Annotated in this window: 20 protein-coding genes and 1 pseudogene; 13 read left to right on the top strand and 8 right to left on the bottom strand. The window is 64.4% G+C overall.

The features are described from left to right. Positions 1 to 6: 6 nt before the first annotated feature. The 6 genes from ASF13_RS07800 to ASF13_RS07825 form a co-directional block, all read right to left on the bottom strand. Complete coding sequence (locus ASF13_RS07800; protein ID WP_056234461.1) at positions 7 to 783, bottom strand: PP2C family serine/threonine-protein phosphatase; 777 nt, start codon at positions 781 to 783, stop codon at positions 7 to 9. Next, positions 780 to 1,934, bottom strand: coding sequence for a type VI secretion system-associated FHA domain protein TagH (tagH, locus tag ASF13_RS07805; protein WP_056234464.1), 1,155 nt, complete (start codon positions 1,932 to 1,934; stop codon positions 780 to 782). The genes ASF13_RS07800 and tagH overlap by 4 nt, the downstream gene beginning before the upstream one ends. 25 nt (positions 1,935 to 1,959) lie before the next feature. After that, positions 1,960 to 2,652 (bottom strand): type VI secretion system-associated protein TagF, encoded by a 693-nt coding sequence (tagF, locus tag ASF13_RS07810; RefSeq protein WP_056234467.1) that lies wholly within the window; start codon positions 2,650 to 2,652, stop codon positions 1,960 to 1,962. Continuing rightward, the gene (gene tssM, locus ASF13_RS07815) at positions 2,636 to 4,675 is read right to left on the bottom strand and encodes a type VI secretion system membrane subunit TssM (protein WP_056234470.1); all 2,040 of its coding nucleotides are present in this window, start codon (positions 4,673 to 4,675) and stop codon (positions 2,636 to 2,638) included. The genes tagF and tssM overlap by 17 nt, the downstream gene beginning before the upstream one ends. Next, on the bottom strand, positions 4,675 to 5,904 hold the full coding sequence (gene icmH, locus ASF13_RS07820; protein ID WP_056234473.1) for a type IVB secretion system protein IcmH/DotU: 1,230 nt from the start codon (positions 5,902 to 5,904) through the stop codon (positions 4,675 to 4,677). The genes tssM and icmH overlap by 1 nt, the downstream gene beginning before the upstream one ends. A gap of 82 nt (positions 5,905 to 5,986) precedes the next feature. After that, positions 5,987 to 6,478, bottom strand: a complete 492-nt coding sequence (locus ASF13_RS07825) for an SH3 domain-containing protein (protein ID WP_369814369.1) — start codon at positions 6,476 to 6,478, stop codon at positions 5,987 to 5,989. A gap of 304 nt (positions 6,479 to 6,782) precedes the next feature. Here ASF13_RS07825 and ASF13_RS07835 point away from each other — a divergent pair, with 304 nt between their 5' ends. The 6 genes and pseudogenes from ASF13_RS07835 to cobA all read left to right on the top strand — a co-directional run bounded on the left by ASF13_RS07835 (position 6,783) and on the right by cobA (position 15,053). Beyond that, complete coding sequence (locus ASF13_RS07835) at positions 6,783 to 8,063, top strand: nitrate regulatory protein (protein ID WP_056234482.1); 1,281 nt, start codon at positions 6,783 to 6,785, stop codon at positions 8,061 to 8,063. Between the two features lie 280 nt (positions 8,064 to 8,343). Then, the gene (locus ASF13_RS07840) at positions 8,344 to 9,594 is read left to right on the top strand and encodes a CmpA/NrtA family ABC transporter substrate-binding protein (RefSeq protein WP_056234484.1); all 1,251 of its coding nucleotides are present in this window, start codon (positions 8,344 to 8,346) and stop codon (positions 9,592 to 9,594) included. A gap of 5 nt (positions 9,595 to 9,599) precedes the next feature. Further along, positions 9,600 to 10,403, top strand: coding sequence for a nitrate ABC transporter permease (ntrB, locus tag ASF13_RS07845; protein ID WP_235514965.1), 804 nt, complete (start codon positions 9,600 to 9,602; stop codon positions 10,401 to 10,403). Then, the gene (locus ASF13_RS07850) at positions 10,403 to 11,188 is read left to right on the top strand and encodes an ABC transporter ATP-binding protein (protein ID WP_056234487.1); all 786 of its coding nucleotides are present in this window, start codon (positions 10,403 to 10,405) and stop codon (positions 11,186 to 11,188) included. The genes ntrB and ASF13_RS07850 overlap by 1 nt, the downstream gene beginning before the upstream one ends. Before the next feature lie 46 nt (positions 11,189 to 11,234). Beyond that, positions 11,235 to 14,132, top strand: a pseudogene (nirB, locus tag ASF13_RS07855) (nitrite reductase large subunit NirB); the annotation flags it as partial. 9 nt (positions 14,133 to 14,141) lie between these two features. Next, positions 14,142 to 15,053, top strand: coding sequence for a uroporphyrinogen-III C-methyltransferase (cobA, locus tag ASF13_RS07860; RefSeq protein WP_082502316.1), 912 nt, complete (start codon positions 14,142 to 14,144; stop codon positions 15,051 to 15,053). 40 nt (positions 15,054 to 15,093) lie between these two features. On the opposite strand, the gene ASF13_RS07865 is transcribed toward cobA, so the two are convergent. Beyond that, the gene (locus ASF13_RS07865) at positions 15,094 to 15,885 is read right to left on the bottom strand and encodes a DeoR/GlpR family DNA-binding transcription regulator (protein ID WP_056234491.1); all 792 of its coding nucleotides are present in this window, start codon (positions 15,883 to 15,885) and stop codon (positions 15,094 to 15,096) included. 403 nt (positions 15,886 to 16,288) lie between these two features. On the opposite strand from ASF13_RS07865, the gene ASF13_RS07870 reads away from it, so the two are divergent. From ASF13_RS07870 to ASF13_RS07900, 7 genes are all read left to right on the top strand, one after another. After that, positions 16,289 to 17,086 (top strand): GolD/DthD family dehydrogenase, encoded by a 798-nt coding sequence (locus ASF13_RS07870; protein WP_056234494.1) that lies wholly within the window; start codon positions 16,289 to 16,291, stop codon positions 17,084 to 17,086. An 81-nt stretch (positions 17,087 to 17,167) separates the two neighbouring features. Continuing rightward, positions 17,168 to 18,103: a D-ribose ABC transporter substrate-binding protein gene (locus tag ASF13_RS07875; RefSeq protein ID WP_056234497.1), complete on the top strand. Its 936-nt coding sequence runs from the start codon at positions 17,168 to 17,170 to the stop codon at positions 18,101 to 18,103. A 41-nt stretch (positions 18,104 to 18,144) separates the two neighbouring features. Then, entirely contained in the window at positions 18,145 to 18,756 is a 612-nt protein-coding gene (locus ASF13_RS07880) for a DUF2291 family protein (protein WP_056234500.1), read from the top strand. A gap of 10 nt (positions 18,757 to 18,766) precedes the next feature. Continuing rightward, on the top strand, positions 18,767 to 20,317 hold the full coding sequence (locus ASF13_RS07885) for a sugar ABC transporter ATP-binding protein (RefSeq protein ID WP_056234503.1): 1,551 nt from the start codon (positions 18,767 to 18,769) through the stop codon (positions 20,315 to 20,317). Positions 20,318 to 20,337: 20 nt separating this feature from the next. Continuing rightward, positions 20,338 to 21,405: an ABC transporter permease gene (locus ASF13_RS07890; protein WP_056234505.1), complete on the top strand. Its 1,068-nt coding sequence runs from the start codon at positions 20,338 to 20,340 to the stop codon at positions 21,403 to 21,405. Further along, on the top strand, positions 21,398 to 22,897 hold the full coding sequence (locus ASF13_RS07895) for an FGGY family carbohydrate kinase (protein ID WP_056234508.1): 1,500 nt from the start codon (positions 21,398 to 21,400) through the stop codon (positions 22,895 to 22,897). The genes ASF13_RS07890 and ASF13_RS07895 overlap by 8 nt, the downstream gene beginning before the upstream one ends. Before the next feature lie 85 nt (positions 22,898 to 22,982). Further along, the gene (locus ASF13_RS07900; RefSeq protein WP_056234652.1) at positions 22,983 to 23,780 is read left to right on the top strand and encodes a glucose 1-dehydrogenase; all 798 of its coding nucleotides are present in this window, start codon (positions 22,983 to 22,985) and stop codon (positions 23,778 to 23,780) included. Here ASF13_RS07900 and ASF13_RS07905 read toward each other — a convergent pair. Next, positions 23,777 to 24,325, bottom strand: coding sequence for a YbhB/YbcL family Raf kinase inhibitor-like protein (locus ASF13_RS07905; RefSeq protein WP_056234511.1), 549 nt, complete (start codon positions 24,323 to 24,325; stop codon positions 23,777 to 23,779). The two genes, ASF13_RS07900 and ASF13_RS07905, sit on opposite strands and share 4 nt — an antisense overlap. Between the last annotated feature and the right edge of the window lie 75 nt (positions 24,326 to 24,400).

Here is a 24,400-nt window from a genome sequence, read left to right on the forward strand (position 1 = left end):
CTGCGTTTATTCTCGTGGCGGCAGAAACCGGGCGGCGTCGGTCGGCGAGATCAGTAAGGTGGTTTCCTGCGGCGAACCAAACCAGACCGCCACGGCGCTAAGATTGTCATTTCTGGCCGCCGGCGCGATGGCCTGAAGCAGCAGCGCCAGCCACTCGTCGGGAGAGTTGACCAGCCGCAGCGCCAGCGCCATATCCCCGGCGCTCAGCGGGTTCCAGAAACCGTCGCTGCACAGCAGAAAGGCATCGCCGTCTTCCACGTTCAGCTCGCTGTGCCAGCTGACGTAGGGCGCGTGATGGCCGCCGAGCGCATTATAGAGCAGATGGCCGTTTATGCCTGCATTTTCATAACCGGCGTCGGCAAACTGCTGGCGCAGGCTGTGATCGCGGGTGACGCCCGCCAGCTGACCTCGCCGGAAATGGTAAATGCGGCTGTCTCCGGCGTGTGCCCACCACACCCGTTGCCGCTCGCGGTCGGTAAACAGCGCGGCGAGAGTGGTGCTCATCTGCGCGCACCCGGCATCGTTCAGCTGTGCCGCGCAGATCGCCTCCTCAACGCCGGCAACCGCCGCCGTGGTGTTCTGCAGGGTCAGCTGCTCCAGCTGGCTGACCTGGGCCAGCAGCAGATCGCGCACCAGCGTGGCGGCGCGATCGCCTCCCGCGTAGCCGCCCACGCCGTCACACACCACGAAACAGGCACCGTGCTCGCCGATCCAGCTGCCGAGCACGTCGTCATTGCGCTGGCGGTGGCCAGCCTCAGAGCAGGAGGCGACGCTGATTTTCATCCTTCCTCCACCGGCGTCTGCGAGTCTTTGTACTGATGAACCTCCATCTCGTAGGCGTGCAGGAAAGCCTCGCCAAACAGCGTATGGAAGTCATCTTCGATCTCGCCGGCGGTGTGCTGATAGTGGCGGGTAAAGGCGTCCCACAGCGCCGCCTTGCGCGTGGCGCTCAGCCCGATGCGCGGCAGAACCCCTTCGCGCACGGCGTCGTCCTCCACCCGCTGCGGGTTAAACGACTGCAGCATGGCGGCGATAATCGCCCGGATGCCGGCAATCATCCCCAGCTGATGCGCCTGCAGATCGACCAGCGCATCGCGTACCGCCTGTTCCGGCGGCATAAAGCCGGGCAGCGGGTTCTGGTAGATCTGCCGCATCACCATTTTGCCGGAGGGCAGGATTTTAAACGGGTTATTTGCCTCGTTGAGGATCTGGGTCATCTCGGCCTTTACCCCGCGCTTGAGGATCGAACGGGACGAGAGCAGCGCCACGGTGCCCTGGGTGAACAGGCTCAGCATGCGGCCGGTGGTGTACATCTGCTGTTCGGTCAGCGGCGGGGCATCGCTGGCGTTTTCCAGCCCCAGCCCGTCCACCAGCGCCTGCAGCAGACGCTGCTGTTCCGGCAGCGCCGCATCCGCGTCGTCGCGCGGCGGGCGCAGCGGGTCGATCGCCAGCCGGGCGGCGGCGTCACGGGCCGCGCGCTCTTCCAGCTGTTCAGCGCTGAACGTCGGGGGGATGCGATCCGCTGCCGGTACCGGTTCATCCAGCAGGCCCAGCGGGTCGTCGTCCGCTGCGTCTTCGCCAAACAGCAGCAGCGGATCGTCGCGTACCGGCTCATCCCGCTGCCGCTGCGGGTCGCTGACCGCCAGCTGCCAGGGGCCGATCGCCAGCCGGTCACCGTGGGTCAGCAGCACCTGGTCGCCGCGCGTCAGCGCCACGCCGTTATGCCACACCGGGGTGACGCTGCCCTGTGACGTCAGGCGACATTCGCCGCCGGGGGCGACGTGGATCAGCGCCTGCAACCGCGAGATGGCCCGTTCAGGGTCGGGCAGCACCAGCTGGTTATCGGGGCTGCGCCCCAGCGTGCCGCCCGGCGCGATAAAATCGTAGTAGTGGACGGCCAGTGACGCGGGCGGAGATAAAAGGGTCAGTCGCATAGGATTTTCCTGCTGTAACGCGCGGCTAGTCAAACATCGGCGGATAGAAGCCGTGACGGCCCGCCCGTTTGCCGGCGGTGGGATGAAACAGCTGGGTAAACAGCCGGGCGGTCAGGTTACCGCTGTGGCGGTGGGTCTGCAGGGGAGCGTGGCCGGCCTGATTGGTCCACCAGTAGCTGGTGTAGTGCAGCGGATCGAACCGACGGGCAACCTCCTGCCACGCCAGCCGGCAGGGCCGATCCCCGGACTCCAGCTCCGCCAGCCTGACATCCTGCGCGGGGCGGCTCAGCGGCGCCAGCGCCTGCAGCGCCTGCTCCAGCTGGTCGGCCGGGGTGGCATTGTTCACGGCGGCGAGCAGGGTGGCGCCGAGCGCGTTAAACCACTGCCCGGCGACGTCCAGCTGCGCCGGGTGCCACTCGCAGACGGTAAGACTGTGCTGCGCCAGCAGCGGCCAGGTGCGGCCAACGCGATCGCGCGAGAGCAGCAGGCAGCCCAGCTGGACCTTCTGCACCCCGAGGGTGGCGGGCAGTACAAAATTCCACACCGGCCCGCTGCTCAGCGGTACGTCACCCGCAGGCAGGTGATGCTGGCGGTCAATCAGTCCCTGCTGGAACCAGTGTGACCAGCGCGTGTTCAGCGCCGGTGGCATCCGTCGTTGCACGAAGTCTCCCGCCGCAGGCAGCTTGCCGTACCACTGTAGTTCACTGCTGGCGATCATCGTCCCCCCTTCTGAGCAGCTGGTTGTCACGGGCAAAAGGTGAGCGCTGCACCTGACCGACCAGCAACGCGCTCAGGTGCTCTTCAAGCTGCGAGCGCTGCTGGTCGGTCAGCCGCGGCGCGCTCAGCGTTAACTGCTGCATCACCCAGCCGCGCAGAAACGCGCCGTTGTAATGCTGCGGCTGATACAGCATCTGATAGGCGCTGAGCGCCCGGCGGCTGTAGCGCGGGTCCTGGCCGTCGTCATTACGCAGGGTGGCGGTAATCAACAGCGTTACCTGCGGCAGCAGCAGCGATTTTAACGCGACCTGGTAGACGCTGGTCGCCGCTTCCCCGACCTGATCGCCGCGATACAGCCCGGCGCGCAGCGCGGCCGGCGGCGCATCCAGCGCGAAGGCGTCGCCGTGGGCCAGCGACGCCAGCGAATTCAGCAAGGGTAGCAGATCGGCAAAGCTTTCGCCGTCAGGGTTGCCGATGCGGCTGGCCTGCTGCTGCATCCGGGGCAGCTGCTGTCCGACCTGCTGCAGCCATTGCTGATTGCGCTGATAGCTGGTCAGCCACAGCGCGCAGCACAGCAGCAGGCCGCCGCCAAGCGCGGCGTACCCCAGCCGGTGCAGCAGGCGCTGGCGCTGTTCCCAGCGGCCGTCGCTGCCCGCCAGGCTGTGCTCGGCAAACACCACCCGGGTGAGCAGATCGTGGATAAAGAAGCTCTGGCCTTTACCGGCCGGGATCGGTGTCTGGCGGCTGACGCTGTCCCAGTCGGAGAGCGACGGCTGCCGGCGCGGCGGCAGCTGCAGCTTGCGCGACAGCTCGCCCATTACCCGATCGAAGGGCAGCCCCTCCTGGGTGGCGCTGGTGAAGAAGAGCCCGCGGGGAATGCAGCCCGCCGGCTGCCGGTCGCTGGCAAACAGCGTACTGAGATAGTCGGTCAGCAGCGGGGCCAGCGCCGCGAACTCCTGGGGAAACTGAAAGCATTCGGCGCGCAGGCTGAGATCCGTTTCCTGGGCCATGCGATCCGCCAGCCCGGCGGTCAGCTGGCCGCACAGCTGCTGAAAGCGCGGGGTGAACTCGGCCAGCAGCTGCGCGTGGCTGACCGGTTCCGGCCACGGGAAGCTGATGCCCATCCGCTGCGCACGCTCGCTCTTGTCCAGCTGCTGGTAGTAGCGAACAAAGCCCTGCAGCAGATCGGTTTTAGTGACCATCACGTAGACCGGGAAGGTAATACCGGTCTGCTGATGCAGCTCTTCCAGACGCTGACGCAACGCGCTGGCCTGCGCCTGACGCGCCGAGGCGGCGTCGCCAAGCAGGTCGGCGACGCTGAGGGTGACGATCACGCCGTTGATCGGCTGCCGCGGGCGGTAGCGCTTTAACAGCCTGATAAAGGTCTGCCATTCGCCGGCGTCACGGGTGCGCTGGCTCTCCTGCAGCGCATAGCGCCCGGCGGTATCCAGCAGCACCGCCTGGCGGCTGAACCACCAGTCGCAGTGACGGGTGCCGCCAATGCCGCGCATCGCGGTGTTGCCCAGCGGGCTTGCCAGCGGAAACTCCAGCCCGGAGTTGACCAGCGCGCTGGTTTTACCGGCACCGGGCGCGCCGATAATCAGGTACCAGGGCAGCTGATAGAGGTAAGGCGCGCGGCGGTGGGCCAGCCAGCCGGCGAGTCCACGCGGCGCAGCGCTGCCAAACTGCGCGGTTTTCAGCAGCTGCAGCGCCTGCAGAAAACGGTCGTCCAGCATCTCGCCGGTCGCCTGCAGTTCGGCCTGCTCCTCGCCGCTCATCTGCAGACGAGCCAGCAGGCGGGCGTTCGTCCGCCTGCGCCATAGCTGCGGCAGCAGCTGCAGCAGGAACCACAGCAGCAGGCAGAGCGCGATCAGCAGCTGGCGGCTCAGGCGGCTGCCGGGATCGCCAAACCGGGTGGCGGGCAGCAGCGGGGCGACCAGCCAGATCAGCGCCGACAGCGCCAGCACGCCGGTCAGCCCCCAGAACAGGCGGCGGTTAGAGAGGAAACGCACGAGGTGAGGCATCAGGATTTTCCAGAATTTTTGCTGTCATTGCCGCCGTCGTCCGGTGCAGGCTGCAGAATGATCTCCAGCCGACGGTTGATTGCCCGGTTTTCACCGCTGTCGTTCGGCAGGCGCGCGTGGCTGTCGCCGCGGCCCTCGCTGCGTAGCGTCATGCCCGGCTGGGCCAGCAGCTGCTGTAACAGCGTCCCGGCGCTGTGCGCCTGAGCCTGGGTATAGTCCCAGCGGGTGGGGAAGCGGCTGAACTCAACGGGGCTGTCGTCGGTGTAAGCGCAGACCAGCAGCGTGCCTTTTGCCGTTTCCAGCGCCGCCGCCACGCGGGCGATCAGCGCCCGGCCTTGCGCAGTAAGCTCGGCGCTGTTGGCGACGAACAGGCGGTCCGCGGGCAAAATAATCTTGCTGCCGCTTTCGCTGTCGGTGACGTCCAGCTGACGGGCGTTGATCAGATCGCTTAGCCGCTGCTGCAGCTCCTGCAGGGTCTGCGACGGGTTACCGCGCAGCCCCGGCAGCGCCGCCGGCAGCGGAATCTGCCAGATTTGCTGCAGTACCGGCTCGGTGGCCTTACCCAGCCGCCAGTTCAGGGTGGAGAACACCAGCGAACCACAGAGCAGGGCGCAGGCGGCGCAGACCCACAGCGGGATCGGCGCCTGCCAGCGCGGCCGCACGATCGCCGGCTCCTCCTCCGCCGGCATTGGGGCATCTGCCTGCCGGCTGCGGGTATCACGGATCAGCTGCGCCAGGCGTTCGCGCAGCGCTTCCCGCTGCTGGCGGCCCTGTTCCGCACCGCGATAGCGCCCCTCAAAGCCGAGCAGCAGGCAGTAGTGGATCACTTCCAGCAGCTCCAGATGTGCCGCCGGATGCTGCGACAGGCGCGCCAGCAGTTGAAACACCTTTTCGCCACCCCAGCTTTCGTTATGAAAGGTGACCAGCAGGCCGTTGCCGGACCAGATGCCACGGCTGCCCCACGGCGTCTTCGCCGCCGCCTCATCCAGCACCGCGCACAGGCAGTAGCGGGCACCGATCAGCGTTTCGAAGGGCAACCCGCTCTGGCGGGCAACGGCCTCGAACTGATGGATTTCATCCACCAGCTGCTGGCGCAGGCCGGCCGGGTCGTCATGGGTGGCGGCCTGGCGGATCTGCACAATGGCGTTGAGCAACGGGGCGGCTGCGGTCAGCAGGCGATAATCCTGGACCTTTACGGCGGCCGTGCTGGCAGGAAGTTCCGGCGTCATTGGGTGTCGTTATTCTCGGCTGTGAACCGTCAGGCGCGGGTGGCGCGATCCTGACGGGATAACTGTGCGGGCGTGCCGGCGTTTACTGAATGATCCAGGTCGCCGTGCTGCCGTTACGGCAGGCTTTCCCTTCGCCGCCGACGTCAACGCAGACTTTTTTACTGCTCTTACGCGGGCGCGGGCGGTCGTTGCGCAGGGTGGCATCATAGAGCTCGCTTTTTACCGCCGCCTTCTGCGGCACGTAACCGAGCAACTCGGTGCCGTCGGTGTCGGCTACCGCCAGCCAGCCGTCCGCCATCCCCAGCGCGGTAAACGGCTTACCGTTCTCCAGGTAACGTACCACCTTGCCGCTGTAGTCCGGGCGGGTCATCACCGACGCCTTATACAGGGCGCGATACGCCCGATCGATCGGTGTAAAAGTCTGCGGCGGCTGTACCGCATAGCGATGCGTCAGGCGGACACCGTTAACCTCGCTGGTCACCAGGGTGTCATCCGTCGGGGGGGTGCCAGGGGCTTTACATCCCGCCACGCTCAGTACGGCCAGCAGGGTTAACGCGAGATAAATTTTCACTATGATCCCCGTAAGGTTGCAGTCAGGAAAATTGCCCTGAATTACATCAAGATAAAATCGGCCATAAGTTTACCTGACGCTTTTAAGAATGGGAACCATTGCAGAGTCAGGTTGAACATGTTACCGCCGCAGGTCCGCTCTGGCAGAGTGTGCCTGATAGCCGTGGAAACGGCAATTTGATTAGCGTCAATAACGCGCGCGCGCACTGCTTTATAATCAGCTCGCTGAGCCTGCACTACGCGTATGTCCGCAGCAACGGCATGGTTTTTGCTTGTTTGTGGTCAGTATTTTATGACTGGAGAACAGAATGCGCCTCGCCTCCTCTTCCGCCCTTGCCTGGCTGGCGGCCTCACGCCAGAGCGAAATTGCCGGCCTGCAGCAGCTGCTGCAGGCCGGGCGACTCACCGGTGAAATCAGTCAGCTGATCCACGTTTTACAGCGCGAGCGCGGTGCCAGCAATATCTGGCTCTGCTCGCAGGGGCAGCTGTTTGGCGACGAGCTGCCGCAGCGCGGGCGCGACGTCGGCCGCTCTCTGCAGAGCGTGCTGGCGCTGCTGCCGCCGCTGCCCGCTGCCGACAGCCCGCGCGCCGGTAACAGTCGCCTGTTCAGCCGCATCGCCGCCGCGCTCTGCGCGCTGGAGGCGCTGGACGCGCTGCGTCAGTCGGTCCGGCTGCTGGCGGTGAGCCACGCCACCGCGATGAGCACCTTTAATAACGCCATCGGTCAGCTGCTGAATCTGGTGTTTGAGATGGTGGATACCGCTTCGGATCCGGGCGTCTCGCGGGCGCTGCTGGCGATGTTCAGCTTTATGCACGCCAAGGAGCTGGCCGGGCAGGAGCGTGCCATCGGGTCTGCCGGCTTTGCCGCCGGTGAGTTTACCCCGGCGCAGAGCCAGCAGATGGTGGCGCTGATTGAGGCGCAGGAGCGCTGCTTCAGCTATTTTGAGCAGTTTGCCGACGCGAACAGCCTGCAGTGCTGGCACGGGCTGGGCGGTGCGGAAGGGGAGATGGAACGGCTGCGGCGCATCGCCTGTACCGGTTCCCGCCCGGATCGGCAGGGCGCGGCGATGGCGCTGCACTGGTATCAGCGGCTGACCCGGCGCATCGACGGCCTGAAAACCGTGGAAGACCAGCTGGCCGTGGCGCTGATGCAGCGCTGCCGCCAGAGCATCGCCGAGGCCGGGGCGCCGCTGTCGGCGGCCGAACTGCAGCTGCGGGTGCCGCAGGCGCAGGCGGCCCCGGCGTTCAGCCTGGTGCTGACCGGGGAGGCGTGGCAGGGTGCGCAGCAGGCGCCGCTTGAGGCGGGCGGACTGACGCCAAAGCTCGGCCGCTCGGTGCTGGAGCTGATTCAGCAGCAGTCGAAGCGGCTGCAGGATCAGGACGACCAGCTGGCGGCGATGCGCGCCTCAATCGAGGAGCGTAAGCAGGTGGACCGCGCCAAACTGCTGCTGATGCGCCTGCAGGGCTACAGTGAAGATCGGGCGTTCCAGACCCTGCGCAAAATGGCGATGAACCAGAATAAGCGCATCGGTGAGATCGCCGCCGCGCTGCTGGCGGTCGCGCCGGCCTTCGGCGAGGAGCAGGGCTAAAGCCTGCACGAAGAGTGTGCATATCCTGCTTCACCGCAGGGCAGCAGGACGGTCTCACCACGGTCAGGGGGAAAGTACCAACCGCTCCGTCCCGCTAACGGCGGGGGGTGCAGGAAAATTCCGGCTCTGGCACAGGGCTTGCAAGAGAGAGTAACAACAAACATGCATTTGTTTTGCCAATGGCGGCAGAGCGAGTGCTTTGGATAAAGGCGTCCAGCCGCATGCCCCGTGCATGTCGGAGGACGCCTTTTTTTATTCTCTTTTTTCAGGAAGCCAGACGATGAGCAAACCGGGATTAACGCTGACCAGGCGTCATTTTCTTACCGCCGGCGCGGCGCTAGGCGGCAGTTATCTGTTGCCGGGCATGCTGAACCGGGCCTGGGCCGCAGGGTCGGACGCGCCGGAAAAAAGCGTGGTGCGCGTTGGTTTTATTCCGCTGACCGACTGCGCGCCGGTGGTGATGGCGGCGATAAAAGGCTTCGACAAAAAGTACGGCATCAGCCTGCAGCCGAGTAAGGAAGCCAGCTGGGCGGCGGTACGCGACAAGCTGACCTCCGGCGAACTGGACGCGGCGCACGCGCTGTACGGCATGATTTACGGCCTGCAGCTGGGGGTGGCCGGGCCGCAGCACGACATGGCGAACCTGATGACGCTGAACCAGAACGGCCAGGCGATCACCCTCTCCGCACAGCTGAAGGCGGCGGGCGTCACCGACGCCGCCGCGCTGAAAAAGGCGGTCAGCGGGCAGGAACCGGGCAGCTTCACCTTTGCCCATACCTTTCCGACCAGCACCCACGCGATGTGGCTCTACTACTGGCTGGCCGAGGCGGGCATCCACCCGTTTAACGACGTGCGCACCGTGGTGGTGCCGCCGCCGCAGATGGTGATGAACATGAAGATCGGCAATATGAGCGGCTACTGCGTCGGCGAGCCGTGGAACCAGCGGGCGATTGCGGAAAACATCGGCTTTACCGCCGCCACCAGCCAGCAGATCTGGCCGGATCACCCGGAGAAGATCCTCGCCACCCGCAGCCAGTGGGTGCAGGAGAACCCGAACACCGCCCGCGCGCTGACCGCCGCGGTGCTGGAGGCGGCGCGCTGGATTGATGCCTCTGACGCCAACCGCCGCGAGACGGCGCAGGTGATCGCCGGACGCGCGTACCTGAATACCAGACCGGAGACCATCGAAGGCCGCATGCTTGGCCAGTATGACAACGGCATCGGCCGCCAGTGGCAGGACGCGCACCCGATGCGCTTCTTTGACGAGGGCCGGGTCAGCTATCCGTGGCTGTCGGACGGCATGTGGTTCCTGACCCAGCAGCGGCGCTGGGGGCTGCTGAAAGCCGATCCGGACTATCTGGCGGTGGCGAAACAGGTCAACCGCACGGATATCTGGCAGCAGGCGGCGACGGCGGTAGGCGGCATCAGCAACCCCGCCAGCCCGCTGCGCAGCAGCACGCTGATGGACGGCAAGGTGTGGGACGGCACGAAACCGGCGGAGTACGCCGCCAGCTTTGCGATGAAACGCTGAGGAGCATCACTATGACTAATCCGTTACGTCCGCTGCTGCAGCGGCTGATCCCGGCCATCTGCGGTGCGCTGCTGCTGCTGACCGTCTGGCAGATTGCCGCGCTGAACGCCCACGGCTTCCCCGGCCCGCTCAGCACCTGGCACGCGGCGGTGACGCTGTTCGCCGATCCCTTCTACAACGCCGGCCCGAACGACCAGGGGATTGGCTGGAACGTGCTGGCCTCGCTGCAGCGGGTGGCGGTGGGCTTTGGCCTCGCCGCGCTGGTCGGGATCCCGGCCGGATTCCTGATCGGCCGCTTTGCGTTTGTCGGCCGCATGTTTGACCCGATTATCGCGCTGCTGCGCCCGGTCAGCCCGCTGGCCTGGCTGCCGATCGGCCTGCTGCTGTTTCAGAAGGCCGAGCCGGCCTCCAGCTGGACCATTTTTATCTGCTCGATCTGGCCGATGGTGATTAACACCGCCGAAGGCGTGCGCCGGGTGCCGCAGGACTACCTCAACGTCGCCCAGGTGCTGCAGCTCTCCGAGTGGACGGTGATGCGCAAAATTCTGTTCCCGGCGGTACTGCCGGCGCTGCTGACCGGGGTGCGTCTGTCGATCGGCATCGCCTGGCTGGTGATCGTCGCGGCGGAGATGCTCACCGGCGGCCTCGGCATTGGCTTCTGGATCTGGAACGAGTGGAACAACCTCAACGTGGAACACATTCTGATCGCCATTTTCATTATCGGCGCGATCGGGCTGCTGCTGGAGCAGGCGCTGATGCTGCTGGCCCGGCGGTTTTCCTGGGATGACGCCAGCAAAGGGGGCAAATAATGAAACCGATTATTCAGGTACAGCAGGTCAGCCAGCGCTTTAACACCGCCAGCGGCGAGTTTCTGGCGCTGGACAACGTCAGCTTTGACATTGCCGAAGGCGAAACGGTCAGCCTGATCGGCCACTCCGGCTGCGGCAAGTCAACGCTGCTCAACCTGATCGCCGGGCTGACCCGCCCGACCGAAGGGGTGCTGCTGTGCGATAACCGCGAAATCGCCGGGCCGGGGCCGGAGCGGGCGGTGGTGTTTCAGCAGCACTCGCTGCTGCCGTGGCTGAGCGCCTTTGACAACGTGGCGCTGGCGGTGGACCAGGTGTTCCGCGGCCGCATGAGCCGCGCCGAACGGCAGGAGTGGATCGCGCACAACCTTGAGCTGGTGCAGATGGGCCACGCGCAGCACAAGCGGCCGGGGGAGATCTCCGGCGGCATGAAGCAGCGGGTCGGCATTGCCCGCGCGCTGGCGATGAAGCCGAAGGTGCTGCTGATGGACGAGCCGTTTGGCGCGCTGGACGCGCTGACCCGCGCGCACCTGCAGGACGCGGTGATGGCCATCCAGCAGAAGCTGAACACCACCATCGTGCTGATCACCCACGACGTTGACGAGGCGGTGCTGCTCTCCGACCGGGTGATGATGATGACCAACGGTCCGGCGGCCACCGTCGGCGAGATCCTCAGTACCGGTTTAGCGCGCCCGCGTAACCGCGTGGCGCTGGCAGATGACGCGCATTACCACCATCTGCGCCAGCAGATACTGCAGTTCCTGTATGAAAAACAGCGGGCCGCCTGAGGCCAGGTGACGTTGTCACATTTAGCGCAGCTGAGACTGCCGGAGGATAACAATGAGTAAAGCAACATTAGTGGTGGTTGGGCACGGCATGGTCGGCCACCATTTTCTTGAGCAACTGGTCAGTAAAGGGCTGCACCTGCGTTATCAGGTGATCGTCTACGGTGAAGAGCGGCACGTGGCTTACGATCGCGTGCATCTGTCGGAGTATTTTGCCGGTAAGGGCCACGCCGAGCTGTCGCTGGTGGCAGAAGGCTTTAGCGAGCAGAGCGGCATTGAGCTGCGTACCGGCCGCGAGGTGGTGGCCATCGACCGCGAGCGGCAGTGCGTCACCGAGGCGGACGGCCGCGAGCAGCGGTACGATCGGCTGGTGCTGGCCACCGGCTCCTATCCGTTTGTCCCGCCGCTGGCGGGCGGCGACGGGCCGGCCTGCTTTGTCTACCGCACGCTGGACGATCTGGACGCGCTGGCCGCCAGGGCGGCGGGGGCCACGCGCGGGGTGGTGATCGGCGGCGGCCTGCTGGGGCTGGAGGCGGCGAACGCGCTGAAGCAGCTGGGGCTGGAGACGGCGGTGGTCGAGTTTGCCCCACGCCTGATGGCGGTGCAGCTGGACGACGGCGGCGCGGCGATGCTGCGGCGCAAGATCGGCGCGCTGGGGGTCGCGGTGCATACCGGCAAGTCCACCCAGCAGATTGTCACCGAAGCGGACGGTAGCCTGCGGCTCGATTTTGCCGACGGCAGCAGCCTGGCCACCGACCTGGTGCTGTTCTCGGCCGGCATCCGCCCGCGCGATCGGCTGGCGGCGGCCTGCGGGCTGCGGCTGGGCGCGCGCGGCGGCATTGAGATCAACGACCTGTGCACGACCTCAGACCCCAGCATCTCGGCGATCGGCGAGTGCGCGCTGTGGAACGGTCAGCTGTTTGGCCTGGTGGCCCCCGGCTACCAGATGGCGCGGGTGCTGGCCGCCACGCTGGCCGGCGAAAGCGCGGCGTTTATCGGCGCGGATATGAGCACCAAACTGAAGCTGCTGGGGGTGGAGGTGGCGTCGCTGGGCGACGCCCACGCGCGCACGCCGGGCAGCCAGAGCTACAGCTGGACCAGTGAACCGAAAGAGGTCTACAAGAAGATCGTGGTGTCGGCGGACGGCAAAAGCCTGCTCGGCGGCGTGCTGGTCGGCGACAGCAGCGAGTACAGCACGCTGCTGCAGATGATGCTCAACGGCATGGCGCTGCCGGCGTCACCGGAGAGCCTGATCCTGCCGCAGAGTGAAGGCGCACCGGCCAGAGCGCTGGGCGTCGCCGCGCTGCCGGACGGCGCGCAGATCTGCTCCTGCTACAGCGTCAGCAAGGGTGATATCTGCCGCGCGGTGCAGGACGGCTGCGGCGATCTGCCGGCGGTCAAAAGCTGTACCAAAGCCGGCACCGGCTGCGGCGGCTGCACCGCGCTGGTGAAACAGGTGATGGAGTACCAGCTGGCGGCGCAGGGTGTGGAGGTGAAGAAAGACGTCTGTGAACACTTCCCGTGGTCGCGCCAGGAGCTGCACTCGCTGATCCGCGTTAACCGCATCAAAACCTTTGACCAGCTGATCGCCGCCCACGGCCGCGGGCGCGGCTGTGAAGTCTGTAAACCGCTGGTCGGCTCGCTGCTGGCCTCCTGCTGGAACGAGTATCTGCTTAAGCCGCAGCACCTGCCGCTGCAGGACACCAACGACCGCTACTTTGCCAATATCCAGAAGGACGGCACCTACTCGGTGGTGCCGCGCATTCCGGCCGGCGAGATCACCCCGCAGGGGCTGATCGTCATCGGCGAGGTGGCCGCGCGCTACAACCTGTACACCAAAATCACCGGCGGCCAGCGCATCGACCTGTTTGGTGCCACCCTTGAGCAGCTGCCCGCCATCTGGCAGACGCTGACCGACGCCGGCTTTGAGACCGGCCACGCCTACGGTAAGTCGCTGCGCACGGTGAAATCCTGCGTCGGCTCCACCTGGTGCCGCTACGGCGTGCAGGACTCCACCGGCTTCGCCATCCGGCTGGAAGACCGCTACAAAGGGCTGCGCGCGCCGCACAAGATCAAAATGGCGGTCTCCGGCTGCACCCGCGAGTGCGCCGAGGCGCAGAGCAAGGATATCGGGGTGATCGCCACCGAGAACGGCTGGAACCTCTACGTCTGCGGCAACGGCGGCATGAAGCCGCGCCACGCCGATCTGTTCGCCAGCGACCTGGACGATGACACGCTGATCCGCTACGTCGATCGCCTGCTGATGTTCTATATCCGCACCGCCGATCGTCTGCAGCGCACCAGCGTGTGGATGGATAACCTTGAGGGTGGGCTGGACTACCTGCGCCAGGTGGTGATTGAGGACGTGCTGGGCATCAATGCCGAGCTGGAGCAGGAGATGGCGCAGGTGGTGGCGAGCTACCAGTGCGAGTGGCAGACCACGCTGGCGGACGACGACCGGCTGGCGCTGTTCCGCAGCACGGTGAACAGCAGCGAGGCGGACGAAACCATCCGCTGGCAGCAGACCCGCGGCCAGATCCGCCCGGCCAGCGACCTGCCGCCGGTGCTGCCGGTGGTGGCGCCGCCTGCCGCCTGGAACGCGGTGTGCCGGCTGGAGCAGATCCCGTCTGACGCCGGGATCGGCGCGCGGCTCGGCAGCCAGCGCATCGCGCTGTTCCGCCACGGCGACCGGGTGTGGGCGCTGGATGATAACGAACCGGGCACCACGGCCAGCGTGCTGTCACGCGGCCTGCTCGGCGACGCCGCCGGTGAACCGCTGGTTGTTTCGCCGCTGTACAAACAGCGCTTCCGCCTGCGCGACGGCCAGAGCCTCGATAATCCGCAGCTGGCGCTGCGCTGCTGGCCGGTGAAGATAGAGCAGGGCCAGGTGTGGGTAGCGGCCGCGCCGCTGATTGTCACCAGCATAAAAGACGCGATTACCGCGTAAGGAGCGACCATGACGCTGAATATTGCCGGCATTGAAACGCTGCTGGCGCGCGCGAAAGCCAGCGCCGACCGCGCTAACGGTTCGGGAAGCGATAACGCTGACGGCAGCGGGGATAACGGCGAGGCCAACGGCGGCGAAAACGTCCCCGGCAGCGTCTGGCTGGTGGGGGCCGGGCCGGGGGCCGCCGATCTGCTGACGGTGCGGGCGCTGCGGCTGATCGAACAGGCGCAGGTGGTGGTTTATGACCGGCTGGTCAGCGCCGGGGTGATGGCGCTGATCCCACCTGAGGCGCTGTGCATCGACGTGGGTAAAACGCCGGGCTTTCACGCCATGAGCCAGCAGCAGATCAACCAGCTGCTGGTCGACCTGGCCCGCGCCGGCCAGCAGGTGCTGCGGCTGAAGGGCGGCGACCCCTTTGTGTTCGGCCGCGGCGGCGAGGAGATGCAGTGGCTGCAGCAGGCGGGGATAGCCTGCCATATCGTGCCGGGGATCACCGCCGCCACCGGCTGCGCGGCGGCCAGCGGCATTCCGCTGACCCACCGCGGGCTGGCGCAGTCGGTGCGCTTTATCACCGGCCACCACAGCAGCGGCAAGCCAGAGCACGACTGGCGCAGCCTGCGCGATGCGCAGCAGACGCTGGTGTTCTATATGGGGCTGACCTGGTGCGCGGAGCTGAGCGCACAGCTGATCGCCCACGGCCGCGACGCCGCCACCCCGGTGGCGATCGTTGAACGCGGCACCCGCGCCGATCAGCGGGTGCTGGTCACCCGGCTGGACAGGCTGGCTGCCACGGTAGCGGAGCAGCAGCCGCAGTCGCCGGGGCTGCTGATTATTGGTGACGTGGTGGGGTTATACACGGCGGCGCAGGCCGCGATGCATCATGCGGAGTCGGCGCCGTGCGCAGAACGGGCAGGAGGATAACGGGCAGGAGGATAACGGGTGCTGACCCGGCGGCCGCACCTCAGGCGGCCACCAGCACCTTCACGCCTAACGCCTCAAACGCCGCCACCGACTGCTGAGAGATGCCGCTGTCGGTGATCAGGTACTGGATTTTGTTCCAGTCGCAGGGCAGCGCAAACATCGACACCTTGTCAATTTTGCTGGAGTCGGCCACCACGTAAACCGTGTTGGCCGAGTTGATCATCGCGTTTTTCACCTTGATATCGGTTTCGCTGGGGAAACTGAGGCCGAGGCGCGGTGAGATGCAGGCGGTGGCAAGAAACAGCTTCTCGGCCAGCACGTTTTCAAAGAAACCGGCCGCCTTCTCACCGGAGGTGGAGAGCGTCGGAAATTTGAAGGTGCCGCCGGTCAGCAGGATATTAATGCCCGGTTCACCGCCCAGCTTAAGGGCAATATTCACCGCGTTGGTCACCACCGACAGGCGGCGGATATGGTTCATATGGTTGGCGATGGCGGTGGTAGTGGTACCGCTATCGAAAATCACCGTGTCACCGTTTTCGATCTGCTGCGCCGCCAGCTGACCGATGGCGTCCTTGGCTTCCATATGCGTCTGCCGCTCCAGCAGCAGCGCGCCGGTGTTCTGCTTGCCGGTCATCAGCGTGGCCCCGCCGTGATAGCGCTGCACGTACCCCTCTTTCTGCAGCACGCGCAGGTCGGTGCGGATGGTGGCTTCGGTCAGATTAAACGCTTCGGTCAGCGCCTTCACCGTCACCGTGCCGTCCTCACGGATCATCTCAAGAATCTTTTCACGCCGCTGCAGCATATCAGCCAATTGTTCATTTTTGCTTTTCAAGTGAAACACTCCGTTTGCCTGATTACCGCCAAACCTGCATGCCAGTCAACCCCTTGCGCTGGATATTACCCGCCGACTAAGGCAAATGCGAGGGCTGCCATAAAAGGTTTTTCATTTTCGAACGAAAGTCATTTTTTGGCACATGCTTGATTTATATCAGATTTGTCTGACAAGGCAGCAGCATACACAGCGGTGTTAATCAAAAAAACTAAGTTTTACAGGTATTTAACGTTTTCGTTTGTTTTTGTTTGAAACATGATCTTCTCCACATTCTGTCGACAAACGATAGCGTATATTTTTATTCGAAAATCAATGGTCGCTACTGAACCCGCAAGAAGTCAGCTTTTCGGCCTGCGAACCCCTTCAGAACAACTGACCGTCACCGCTTAAGGAGCAACGGCACATGAGTAACGAATACGACGTAAACCTGCGTCACGGCGTGGATATCAACACTGACCTCAGCGGCAAGGTTGCCGTGGTGACCGGCGGGCTGGGCGGCATTGCCATGGCCAGCAACGAGATGCTGCTGGCGAAAGGCGCCAGCCTGGCGCTGCTCTACCCGGCCTTTGAGCAGGGCAAAGTCGCCGACGTTGCCAGCCAGTTTGACGCCGACCGCGTGCAGTTCGTCCAGTGCGACGTCACCGACCCGGATTCCGTCGAGCAGGCGATTGCCCAGGTGGAAGCGCACTACGGCCACATCGATATTCTGGTCAACTGCGCCGGCTACGTGATGCTGCAGCCGGTACTGGAAACCGACTTCGCCGAGTGGCAGAAGCAGGTGGCGGTGAACCTGACCGGGCCGTTCCTCACCTCGCAGGCGGTGGGCAAACGCATGGTTAAGGCCGGCCGCGGCGGCAAAATTATCAATATCGCTTCACAGGCGGCGTCGATCGCCATCGACAACCACGTGGCCTATACCTCGGCCAAAGCGGGCCTGCTGGGCATGACCAAAGTGATGGCGAAAGAGTTCGCGCCGCACAAAATTAACGTGAATACCCTGTCACCGACCGTGGTGCTGACGCCGATGGGCGAGAAGGCCTGGCGCGGTGAGAAGGGCGAAGCGATGAAGAAGCTGATCCCGATGGGGCGTTTTGCCTACACCGATGAGATTGCCGCCGCGGTGCTGTTCTTTGCCGGCAACGGCAGCGACATGATCACCGGTGCGGATCTGATGATCGACGGTGGCTTTACCATCTGGTAATCGCCGCCCGCCACACCAGTGAAACCGCAGTACCCAAAAAACGCTGTACCTACACATAACAATTATAGCGAGAACGTCACCATGAAAATGCGTTTAACCCTGTTAGCCCTGGCTACCGCCTGCTCCTTCTCCCACGCGGTCAGCGCGGCGGAAAAAGGCACCATCATGATCCTGGTTAACTCCCTGGATAACCCGTACTACGCCTCCGAAGCCAAAGGGGCCAACCTGAAGGCGCAGGAGCTGGGCTACAAAACGTCGGTGCTGTCCCACGGTGAAGACGTGAAGAAGCAGAGCGAACTGATCGACGCCGCCATCGGTAAAAAAGTGCAGGGCATCATTCTGGACAACGCCGACTCCACCGCCAGCGTGGCGGCGATCCAGAAGGCCAAGGACGCCGGGATCCCGGTGGTGCTGATCAACCGCGAAATCCCGGTGGATGACGTGGCGCTGGAGCAGATCACCCACAACAACTTCCAGGCAGGTTCTGACGTCGCCAACGTCTTCGTTGAGAAGATGGGCGAGAAGGGCAAATACGCCGAACTGGCCTGTAACCTTGCCGACAACAACTGCGTGACCCGCTCTAAATCCTTCCACCAGGTGCTGGATCAGTACCCGGACATGCAGAGCGTGGCGAAGCAGGATGCCAAAGGCACCCTGATCGACGGCAAGCGCATCATGGACAGCATCCTGCAGGCGCACCCGGACGTGAAGGGCGTGATCTGCGGTAACGGCCCGGTCGCGCTGGGTGCGATCGCCGCGCTGAAGGCCGCCGGCCGCAGCGATGTGATCGTGGTGGGCATCGACGGCAGCAACGACGAGCGTGACGCGGTGAAAGCCGGCACCCTGAAGTCAACGGTGATGCTGCAGGCGCAGGCGATTGCCGCGCAGGGCGTGACCGACCTGGATAACTTCATTCAGAAAGGCGTGAAGCCGGAGAAACAGCGCGTGATGTTCCGCGGCATTCTGATCAACCAGGAGAATGCTGACAAGGTCCAGGACTTCAACTTCAAATCCTGATGTTAACGCTGCGCCCCGCAAGGGGCGCAAAGGAGCGAATTATGTCCAGGCGTGTCTGGCTGGCAGTAGCCACTTTAGCCCTCGGGGGCTGCCGTATTGTGTCGCAGCAGGAGCTTCAGGATCTGAAAAATCCACCGAATCCCGCGCTGGCCAATGTAACCACCACCTATCAGCAGAAAATTGTGCCGCAGATCCTCAGCGAGGCGAAGCCGCTGGCTGAGCTGATGAGTGCCCTTAAGGGTGCAAAAGATTTTGACGCCGCCTGTAAGCAGTTCGGCTACCGCAGTCAGGAAGAGAACCCGTGCGTGTTCACGGTGAAGGTGCTGGGCACCGTTACCGCGGTGAATACCACCTCACGCAGCGGCAAAATGACCGTCAGAGACGCCAGCGGGCTTGAGGTTGCGGTGCAGATCGGGCCGACCATCCGCGGTACCGCGCTGCGCGACGCCTATAAGGGCGTGAGCTATCAGGACTTTAACGACCAGGTGCTGTTTGGCGACTATGGCAAGGCGATCAACACCCTCGCGTCCGATGAGATTAAAAAGCTGCAGCCGAAAGTCGGCGACAGCGTTGAAGTCGACGGCGTATTCAGCAGCTGGGACGTGCCGCAAACCCCGGCGGACATTACCCCCGCACGCGTAGTTCGTCAGTGAGGAGCTGGGAATGGCAGAACATCTGACCGCAGGCGAGCCGGCCGCTGACGCGCAGCCGGACGTGATTATTGAAACCCGCGACGTTTCCCGCATCTACCCCGGCGTCACCGCGCTGGACCAGGTGAACTATCGCGTTTACCGCAACAAGGTCAACGTGCTGATCGGCGAGAACGGTGCCGGTAAGTCGACGATGATGAAAATGCTGGCCGGGGTGGAAGTGCCGTCCTCCGGTCAGATCCTGCTCGACGGCGAGCCGGTATCGCTGCACTCGACGATGGCGGCGGAGAAGCACGGCATCAGCATCATCTTTCAGGAACTGAACCTGTTCCCGAACATGAACGTGATGGACAACATCTTTATCGGTAATGAGTTTTTCCAGCGCGGCCGGATTAATGAAAAATACCAGTACCAGCTGGCGAAATCGCTGCTGGAACGGCTGGAGCTGGATGTGGATCCTTACGCGCCGCTCGGGGAACTGGGCATCGGCCACCAGCAGCTGGTGGAGATTGCGCGTGCGTTGTCGAAAGACACCCGGGTACTGATTATGGATGAACCGACCTCGGCGCTCAGCCAGTCGGAAGTGAAAGTGCTGTTTAACGTCATCGAGGCGCTGAAGCGCCGCGGCGTCACCATTATCTACATCTCTCACCGGCTGGAAGAGCTGATGGAGATCGGCGATCACATCACCATCTTCCGCGACGGCCGCTTTATCAGCGAACGCGAGGTGCGTGACGCCAGCGTGCCGTGGATCATCGCCCAGATGGTCGGCGACAAGAAGAAACAGTTTGATTACGCCCCGGCGCCGCAGGGCGAAGTGGTGCTGGAGGTCAGCGGCATGACCGCGCTGCGCCAGGACGGCGGCTATAAGCTTAATGAGGTGGGCTTCAGCCTGCGCAAAGGCGAGGTGGTCGGCATTTACGGCCTGCTGGGCGCCGGGCGCACCGAGCTGTTTAAGGGGCTGATTGGCCTGATGCCGTGCCAGAACGGCAGGGTGACGCTGAACGGCGAATCCCTTGAGCGCCGCGACTTTGCGTATCGCCTGAAAAAAGGCATCGCGCTGGTGCCGGAAGACCGCAAGGGCGAAGGCATTATCAGCCTGATGTCGATCAAAACCAATATGACGCTGAGCGACCTCAGCCTGCGCGGCTTCCGCCGGGCGCTGGGCCTGCTGCGCCCTAAGCAGGAGGAACAGCAGGTTGGCGGGATGATCCAGCGGCTGGCGATCAAGGTCAGCGACAGCGAACTGCCGATCACCTCGCTGAGCGGCGGCAACCAGCAGAAGGTGGTGCTGGGCAAGGCGCTGATGACCGGGCCGGAGGTGGTGCTGCTGGATGAACCGACGCGCGGCATCGACGTGGGCGCGAAAACCGACGTCTATCAGCTGATTGGCCGCATGGCGCATGAAGGGCTGGCGGTGATGTTCTCCTCCTCCGAACTGGACGAGGTGATGGCGCTGGCCGACCGCATTCTGGTGATGGCCGACGGCCGTATCGCCGCCGATTTAACCCGTGCCGAAGCGACCCGGGAACGGTTAATCACCGCATCAACACCGCAAGAATAAGCTGGCTTGAGGATAATAAAATGAATCAGAAATACCTGCTGTACATGTACCTGCTGAAGGCCAGAACCTTTATTGCGCTGCTGATCGTGGTTGGTTTCTTCAGCATTATGGTGCCGAACTTTTTAACCCCGTCTAACCTGCTGATCATGACCCAGCACGTGGCGATCACCGGGCTGCTGGCGATCGGCATGACGCTGGTGATCCTCACCGGCGGCATTGACCTGTCGGTGGGCGCGGTGGCGGGCATCTGCGGCATGGTCGCCGGGGCGCTGCTGACCAGCGGCGTGCCGATCTGGGGCGGCCAGACGCTGTTTCTCAACGTGCCGGAAGTGATCCTCTGCGTGGCGCTGTTTGGCGTGGTGCTGGGGCTGATTAACGGCACGGTGATTACCCGCCTCGGCGTGGCCCCCTTTATCTGTACGCTGGGCATGATGTACGTGGCGCGCGGCGCGGCGCTGCTGTTTAACGACGGCAGCACCTACGCCAACCTGGTCGGCACGCCGCAGCTGGGCAACACCGGCTTTGCGCTGCTCGGCAGCGGGTCGTTTCTCGGCGTCTACTTCCCGATCTGGCTGATGGTCGGCCTGCTGCTGGTCGGCCTGTATATCACCCGTAAAACCCCGCTCGGCCGCTATATCTACGCCGCCGGCGGCAACGAGTCCGCCGCCCGTCTGGCCGGCGTGCCGGTGATTAAGGTCAAAGTGTTTGTCTACGCCTTCTCCGGGCTGTGCGCCGCGCTGGTCGGGCTGGTGGTGGCCTCACAGCTGCAGACCGCCCACCCGATGACCGGCAACATGTTTGAGATGGACGCCATCGGCGCCACCGTACTCGGCGGCACCGCCCTGGCCGGCGGCCGTGGCCGCGTCTCCGGTTCGATTATCGGTGCCTTCGTCATCGTGTTCCTCGCCGACGGCATGGTGATGATGGGCGTCAGCGACTTCTGGCAGATGGTGATTAAAGGGCTGGTGATCGTTACCGCCGTGGTCATCGACCAGTTCCAGCAGAAGCTACAGAGCAAGGTGGTGCTGATGCGCCGTCATGAGAAAAAGCTGGCGGCGACGCCGGGTACTGAGGTGAGCCATGGCTAAGGATCTGATTATTGCCCTGGATGAGGGCACCAGCAACGTTAAGGCGGTGGCCATCGATGCGCGGGGGCAGGTGGTGAGCAAAGCATCCCGCCCGCTGTCCGTCGCCACGCCGCAGGCGGGCTGGGTGGAGCAGGACGGCATGACGCTGCTCAACGGTTCGCTGACCGTGCTGCGCGAGGTGATTGCCCAGGTCGGCGCGGAGCGGGTGGCCGCGCTGGCCGTCAGCAACCAGCGGGAAACCGCGATGGGCTGGGATCGCGCCAGCGGCCAGCCGATCGCGCCGGCGATGACCTGGCAGTGTTCACGCTCGGCGGCCTTCTGTGAGCAGCTGCGTCACGATCATCAGGACGCGCGCATTCGTGAAATCACCGGCCTGCCGGTTGCGCCGCTGTTCTCCGGTTCCAAAATGCGCTGGCTGCTGGATAACACCGCAGACGGCGCGGCGCGGGCGGCGCGCGGCGAGATCTGCCTCGGCACCATCGACAGCTGGCTGCTGTGGCACCTGACCGGCGGACGCGAATTCCGCTGCGACACCTCCAATGCCGCACGCACCCAGCTGCTGAACCTGCACAGCGGCGACTGGGACGCGGAGATGCTGGCGCTGTTCGGCATCCCACGCGCGGCGCTGCCGCAAATCTGTCCGTCGGCCAGCCGCTTCGGCGTTACCCGTGGGCTGCAGGGCATCCCGGATGATATTCCGGTGCTGGCGATGGTTGGTGATTCGCACGCGGCGCTTTACGGCCACGGGCTGGGCGCGCCTGGCGGCGTGAAAGCCACCTACGGCACCGGATCGTCAGTGATGGCCCCGCTGCCCACCGCCGACACCAGCATTACTTCGCTGGCGACCACCGTGGCCTGGCATGACGGCGAACGAATGGTCTACGGCCTGGAGGGCAATATTCCGCACACCGGCGACGGCGTGGCGTGGATGGCGCAGGCCGCCGGACTGACCGACGGTAAGGGCCAGGTGCTGGCCAGCGCGCTGAACGAACTGCCGGCCAGCATTGACTCTACCCTGGGCGTCTATTTTGTCCCGGCGCTGACCGGCACCGGCGCGCCCTGGTGGGATGACCAGGCGCGCGGGGTGATCTGCGGCCTCAGCCGTGGCGTGACCCCGGCGCACCTGATCCGCGCCGCGCTGGAGGCGATCGCCTACCAGATTGCTGACGTGATCGAGGCGATGCGCCAGCATCCGGGCTTCCATCTCGACCAGCTGATGGTCGACGGCGGGCCAACGCAGAACGCCTGGCTGATGCAGTTTCAGGCCGACCTGCTCGGCTGCCCGGTGGCGCGCAGCACCACGCCGGAGCTCTCCGCGCTGGGTGCCGGCCTGCTGGCACGCCGCCAGCTTGACGGGCTCAGCGATGAACAGCTGACCGCGCTGATGCCGCAGCATGACCTGTGGCAGCCCGACCCGGTCCGCCACCAGCAGCTGCAGCAGAGCTGGAAGGGCTGGCGTGAGGCGGTACAGCGCACGCTGTGGCAGCCGTAAGCGGCGGGCGTGCCCCGTCTGAGTGGTTAATTTAATGCCGGGCGGCAGCCTCGCCGCCCTGAACGCTTTTGAACAGGAAACGCAGATGAAACGAGATTTCAGTGGTAAAACCGTGGTGATCACCGGCGCCTGCCGCGGCATCGGTGCCGGTATCGCCGAGCGCTTCGCCCGCGACGGCGCGAACCTGGTAATGGTCTCCAACGCCGAACGCGTGCTGGAAACCGCAGAGCAGCTGCGCGGCATCGCCAGCGGCGAGATCCTCGCGCTGCAGGTGGACGTCACCGATGAAGCCCAGGTGCAGTCGCTGTATCAACAGGCGGCGGAGCGCTTCGGCACCATCGACGTTTCGATCCAGAACGCCGGGGTGATCACCATCGACACCTTCGACAAAATGCCAAAGGCCGACTTCGACAAAATTCTGGCGGTCAACACCACCGGCGTCTGGCTGTGCTGCCGCGAGGCGGCGAAGTATATGGTGAAGCAGCGGTCCGGCAGCCTGATCAACACCTCTTCCGGCCAGGGGCGTCAGGGCTTTATCTACACCCCGCACTATGCGGCCAGTAAGATGGGGGTGATCGGCATTACCCAGAGCCTGTCGCAGGAGCTGGCGCCGTGGAACATCACGGTGAACGCCTTCTGTCCGGGGATTATCGAGAGCGAGATGTGGGACTACAACGATCGCGTGTGGGGTGAGATCCTCAGCAGCGAGACGAAAAAATATGGCAAGGGCGAGCTGATGGCCGAGTGGGTGCAGGGCATTCCGCTGAAGCGCGCCGGCCAGCCCGGCGACGTGGCCGGACTGGTGGCGTTTCTGGCCTCCGACGACGCCCGTTATATTACCGGGCAGACGATTAACGTCGACGGCGGCCTGATCATGTCTTAATCGTTGCCGTAGCGGCCAACGATCCCCGCGCCGCCCAGCGCGTGCCCCTTCAGCTCCGCCAGCAGCTGTTCCCGCGTTAAGCCCGCTTTAAGGGCGTCGGGCGGCAGGTCGCTGGCGATCAGCGTAAACACGTAGTGGTGCGCGCCGCTGCCGGCCGGCGGGCAGGGGCCGTGATAGTGGTTATTGCCGGGGCTGTTTTTGCCGCCGGTAAAGCCTTTACCCTCAGTCAAATCCCCCTGGGCAAAGCCGCTGGCGCTGGCCGGAATGTTATAGGCCACCAGATGCGACACGCCCAGACCCTTCGCGCCTTCCGGATCGAACACCAGCAGCGCCAGGCTTTTACTGCCGGCGGGCAGGTTCTGCCAGCTCAGCGCCGGTGAAACGTTCTCCCCGGTACAGCTCGGGTTGCCTTTGGTGGCCCCGGCAAATTTTTTATCCAGCAGCGCGTTATCGTTGAAATCCGGCGAGCTGAGGGTAAACACCCCCTGTGCACCGGCGCTAAGGCTGGCGAGGAGCAGGGCACTGCACAACAACGTCTTCTTCATCCAGGATTCTCCTTATTAAACGGTGACAACTCAGTGTGGTTCAACATAGCAGGTACGTCTATGTGTTGCGCCGTA

Source organism: Erwinia sp. Leaf53, from assembly GCF_001422605.1.
Lineage (GTDB): Bacteria > Pseudomonadota > Gammaproteobacteria > Enterobacterales > Enterobacteriaceae > Erwinia.

Excerpts from the sequence above, each read along its gene's own strand:
- ASF13_RS07850 (WP_056234487.1), top strand. The coding sequence starts at position 10,403 with ATGAAACCGATTATTCAGGTACAGCAGGTCAGCCAGCGCTTTAACACC.
- ASF13_RS07870 (WP_056234494.1), top strand. The coding sequence starts at position 16,289 with ATGAGTAACGAATACGACGTAAACCTGCGTCACGGCGTGGATATCAAC.
- ASF13_RS07840 (WP_056234484.1), top strand. The coding sequence starts at position 8,344 with ATGAGCAAACCGGGATTAACGCTGACCAGGCGTCATTTTCTTACCGCC.
- tagF (WP_056234467.1), bottom strand. The coding sequence starts at position 2,652 with ATGATCGCCAGCAGTGAACTACAGTGGTACGGCAAGCTGCCTGCGGCG.
- icmH (WP_056234473.1), bottom strand. The coding sequence starts at position 5,904 with ATGACGCCGGAACTTCCTGCCAGCACGGCCGCCGTAAAGGTCCAGGAT.
- ASF13_RS07885 (WP_056234503.1), top strand. The coding sequence starts at position 18,767 with ATGGCAGAACATCTGACCGCAGGCGAGCCGGCCGCTGACGCGCAGCCG.
- ASF13_RS07800 (WP_056234461.1), bottom strand. The coding sequence starts at position 783 with ATGAAAATCAGCGTCGCCTCCTGCTCTGAGGCTGGCCACCGCCAGCGC.
- tagH (WP_056234464.1), bottom strand. The coding sequence starts at position 1,934 with ATGCGACTGACCCTTTTATCTCCGCCCGCGTCACTGGCCGTCCACTAC.
- cobA (WP_082502316.1), top strand. The coding sequence starts at position 14,142 with ATGACGCTGAATATTGCCGGCATTGAAACGCTGCTGGCGCGCGCGAAA.
- ASF13_RS07900 (WP_056234652.1), top strand. The coding sequence starts at position 22,983 with ATGAAACGAGATTTCAGTGGTAAAACCGTGGTGATCACCGGCGCCTGC.
- ASF13_RS07895 (WP_056234508.1), top strand. The coding sequence starts at position 21,398 with ATGGCTAAGGATCTGATTATTGCCCTGGATGAGGGCACCAGCAACGTT.
- tssM (WP_056234470.1), bottom strand. The coding sequence starts at position 4,675 with ATGCCTCACCTCGTGCGTTTCCTCTCTAACCGCCGCCTGTTCTGGGGG.
- ASF13_RS07880 (WP_056234500.1), top strand. The coding sequence starts at position 18,145 with ATGTCCAGGCGTGTCTGGCTGGCAGTAGCCACTTTAGCCCTCGGGGGC.
- ASF13_RS07890 (WP_056234505.1), top strand. The coding sequence starts at position 20,338 with ATGAATCAGAAATACCTGCTGTACATGTACCTGCTGAAGGCCAGAACC.
- ASF13_RS07835 (WP_056234482.1), top strand. The coding sequence starts at position 6,783 with ATGCGCCTCGCCTCCTCTTCCGCCCTTGCCTGGCTGGCGGCCTCACGC.
- ASF13_RS07905 (WP_056234511.1), bottom strand. The coding sequence starts at position 24,325 with ATGAAGAAGACGTTGTTGTGCAGTGCCCTGCTCCTCGCCAGCCTTAGC.
- ASF13_RS07875 (WP_056234497.1), top strand. The coding sequence starts at position 17,168 with ATGAAAATGCGTTTAACCCTGTTAGCCCTGGCTACCGCCTGCTCCTTC.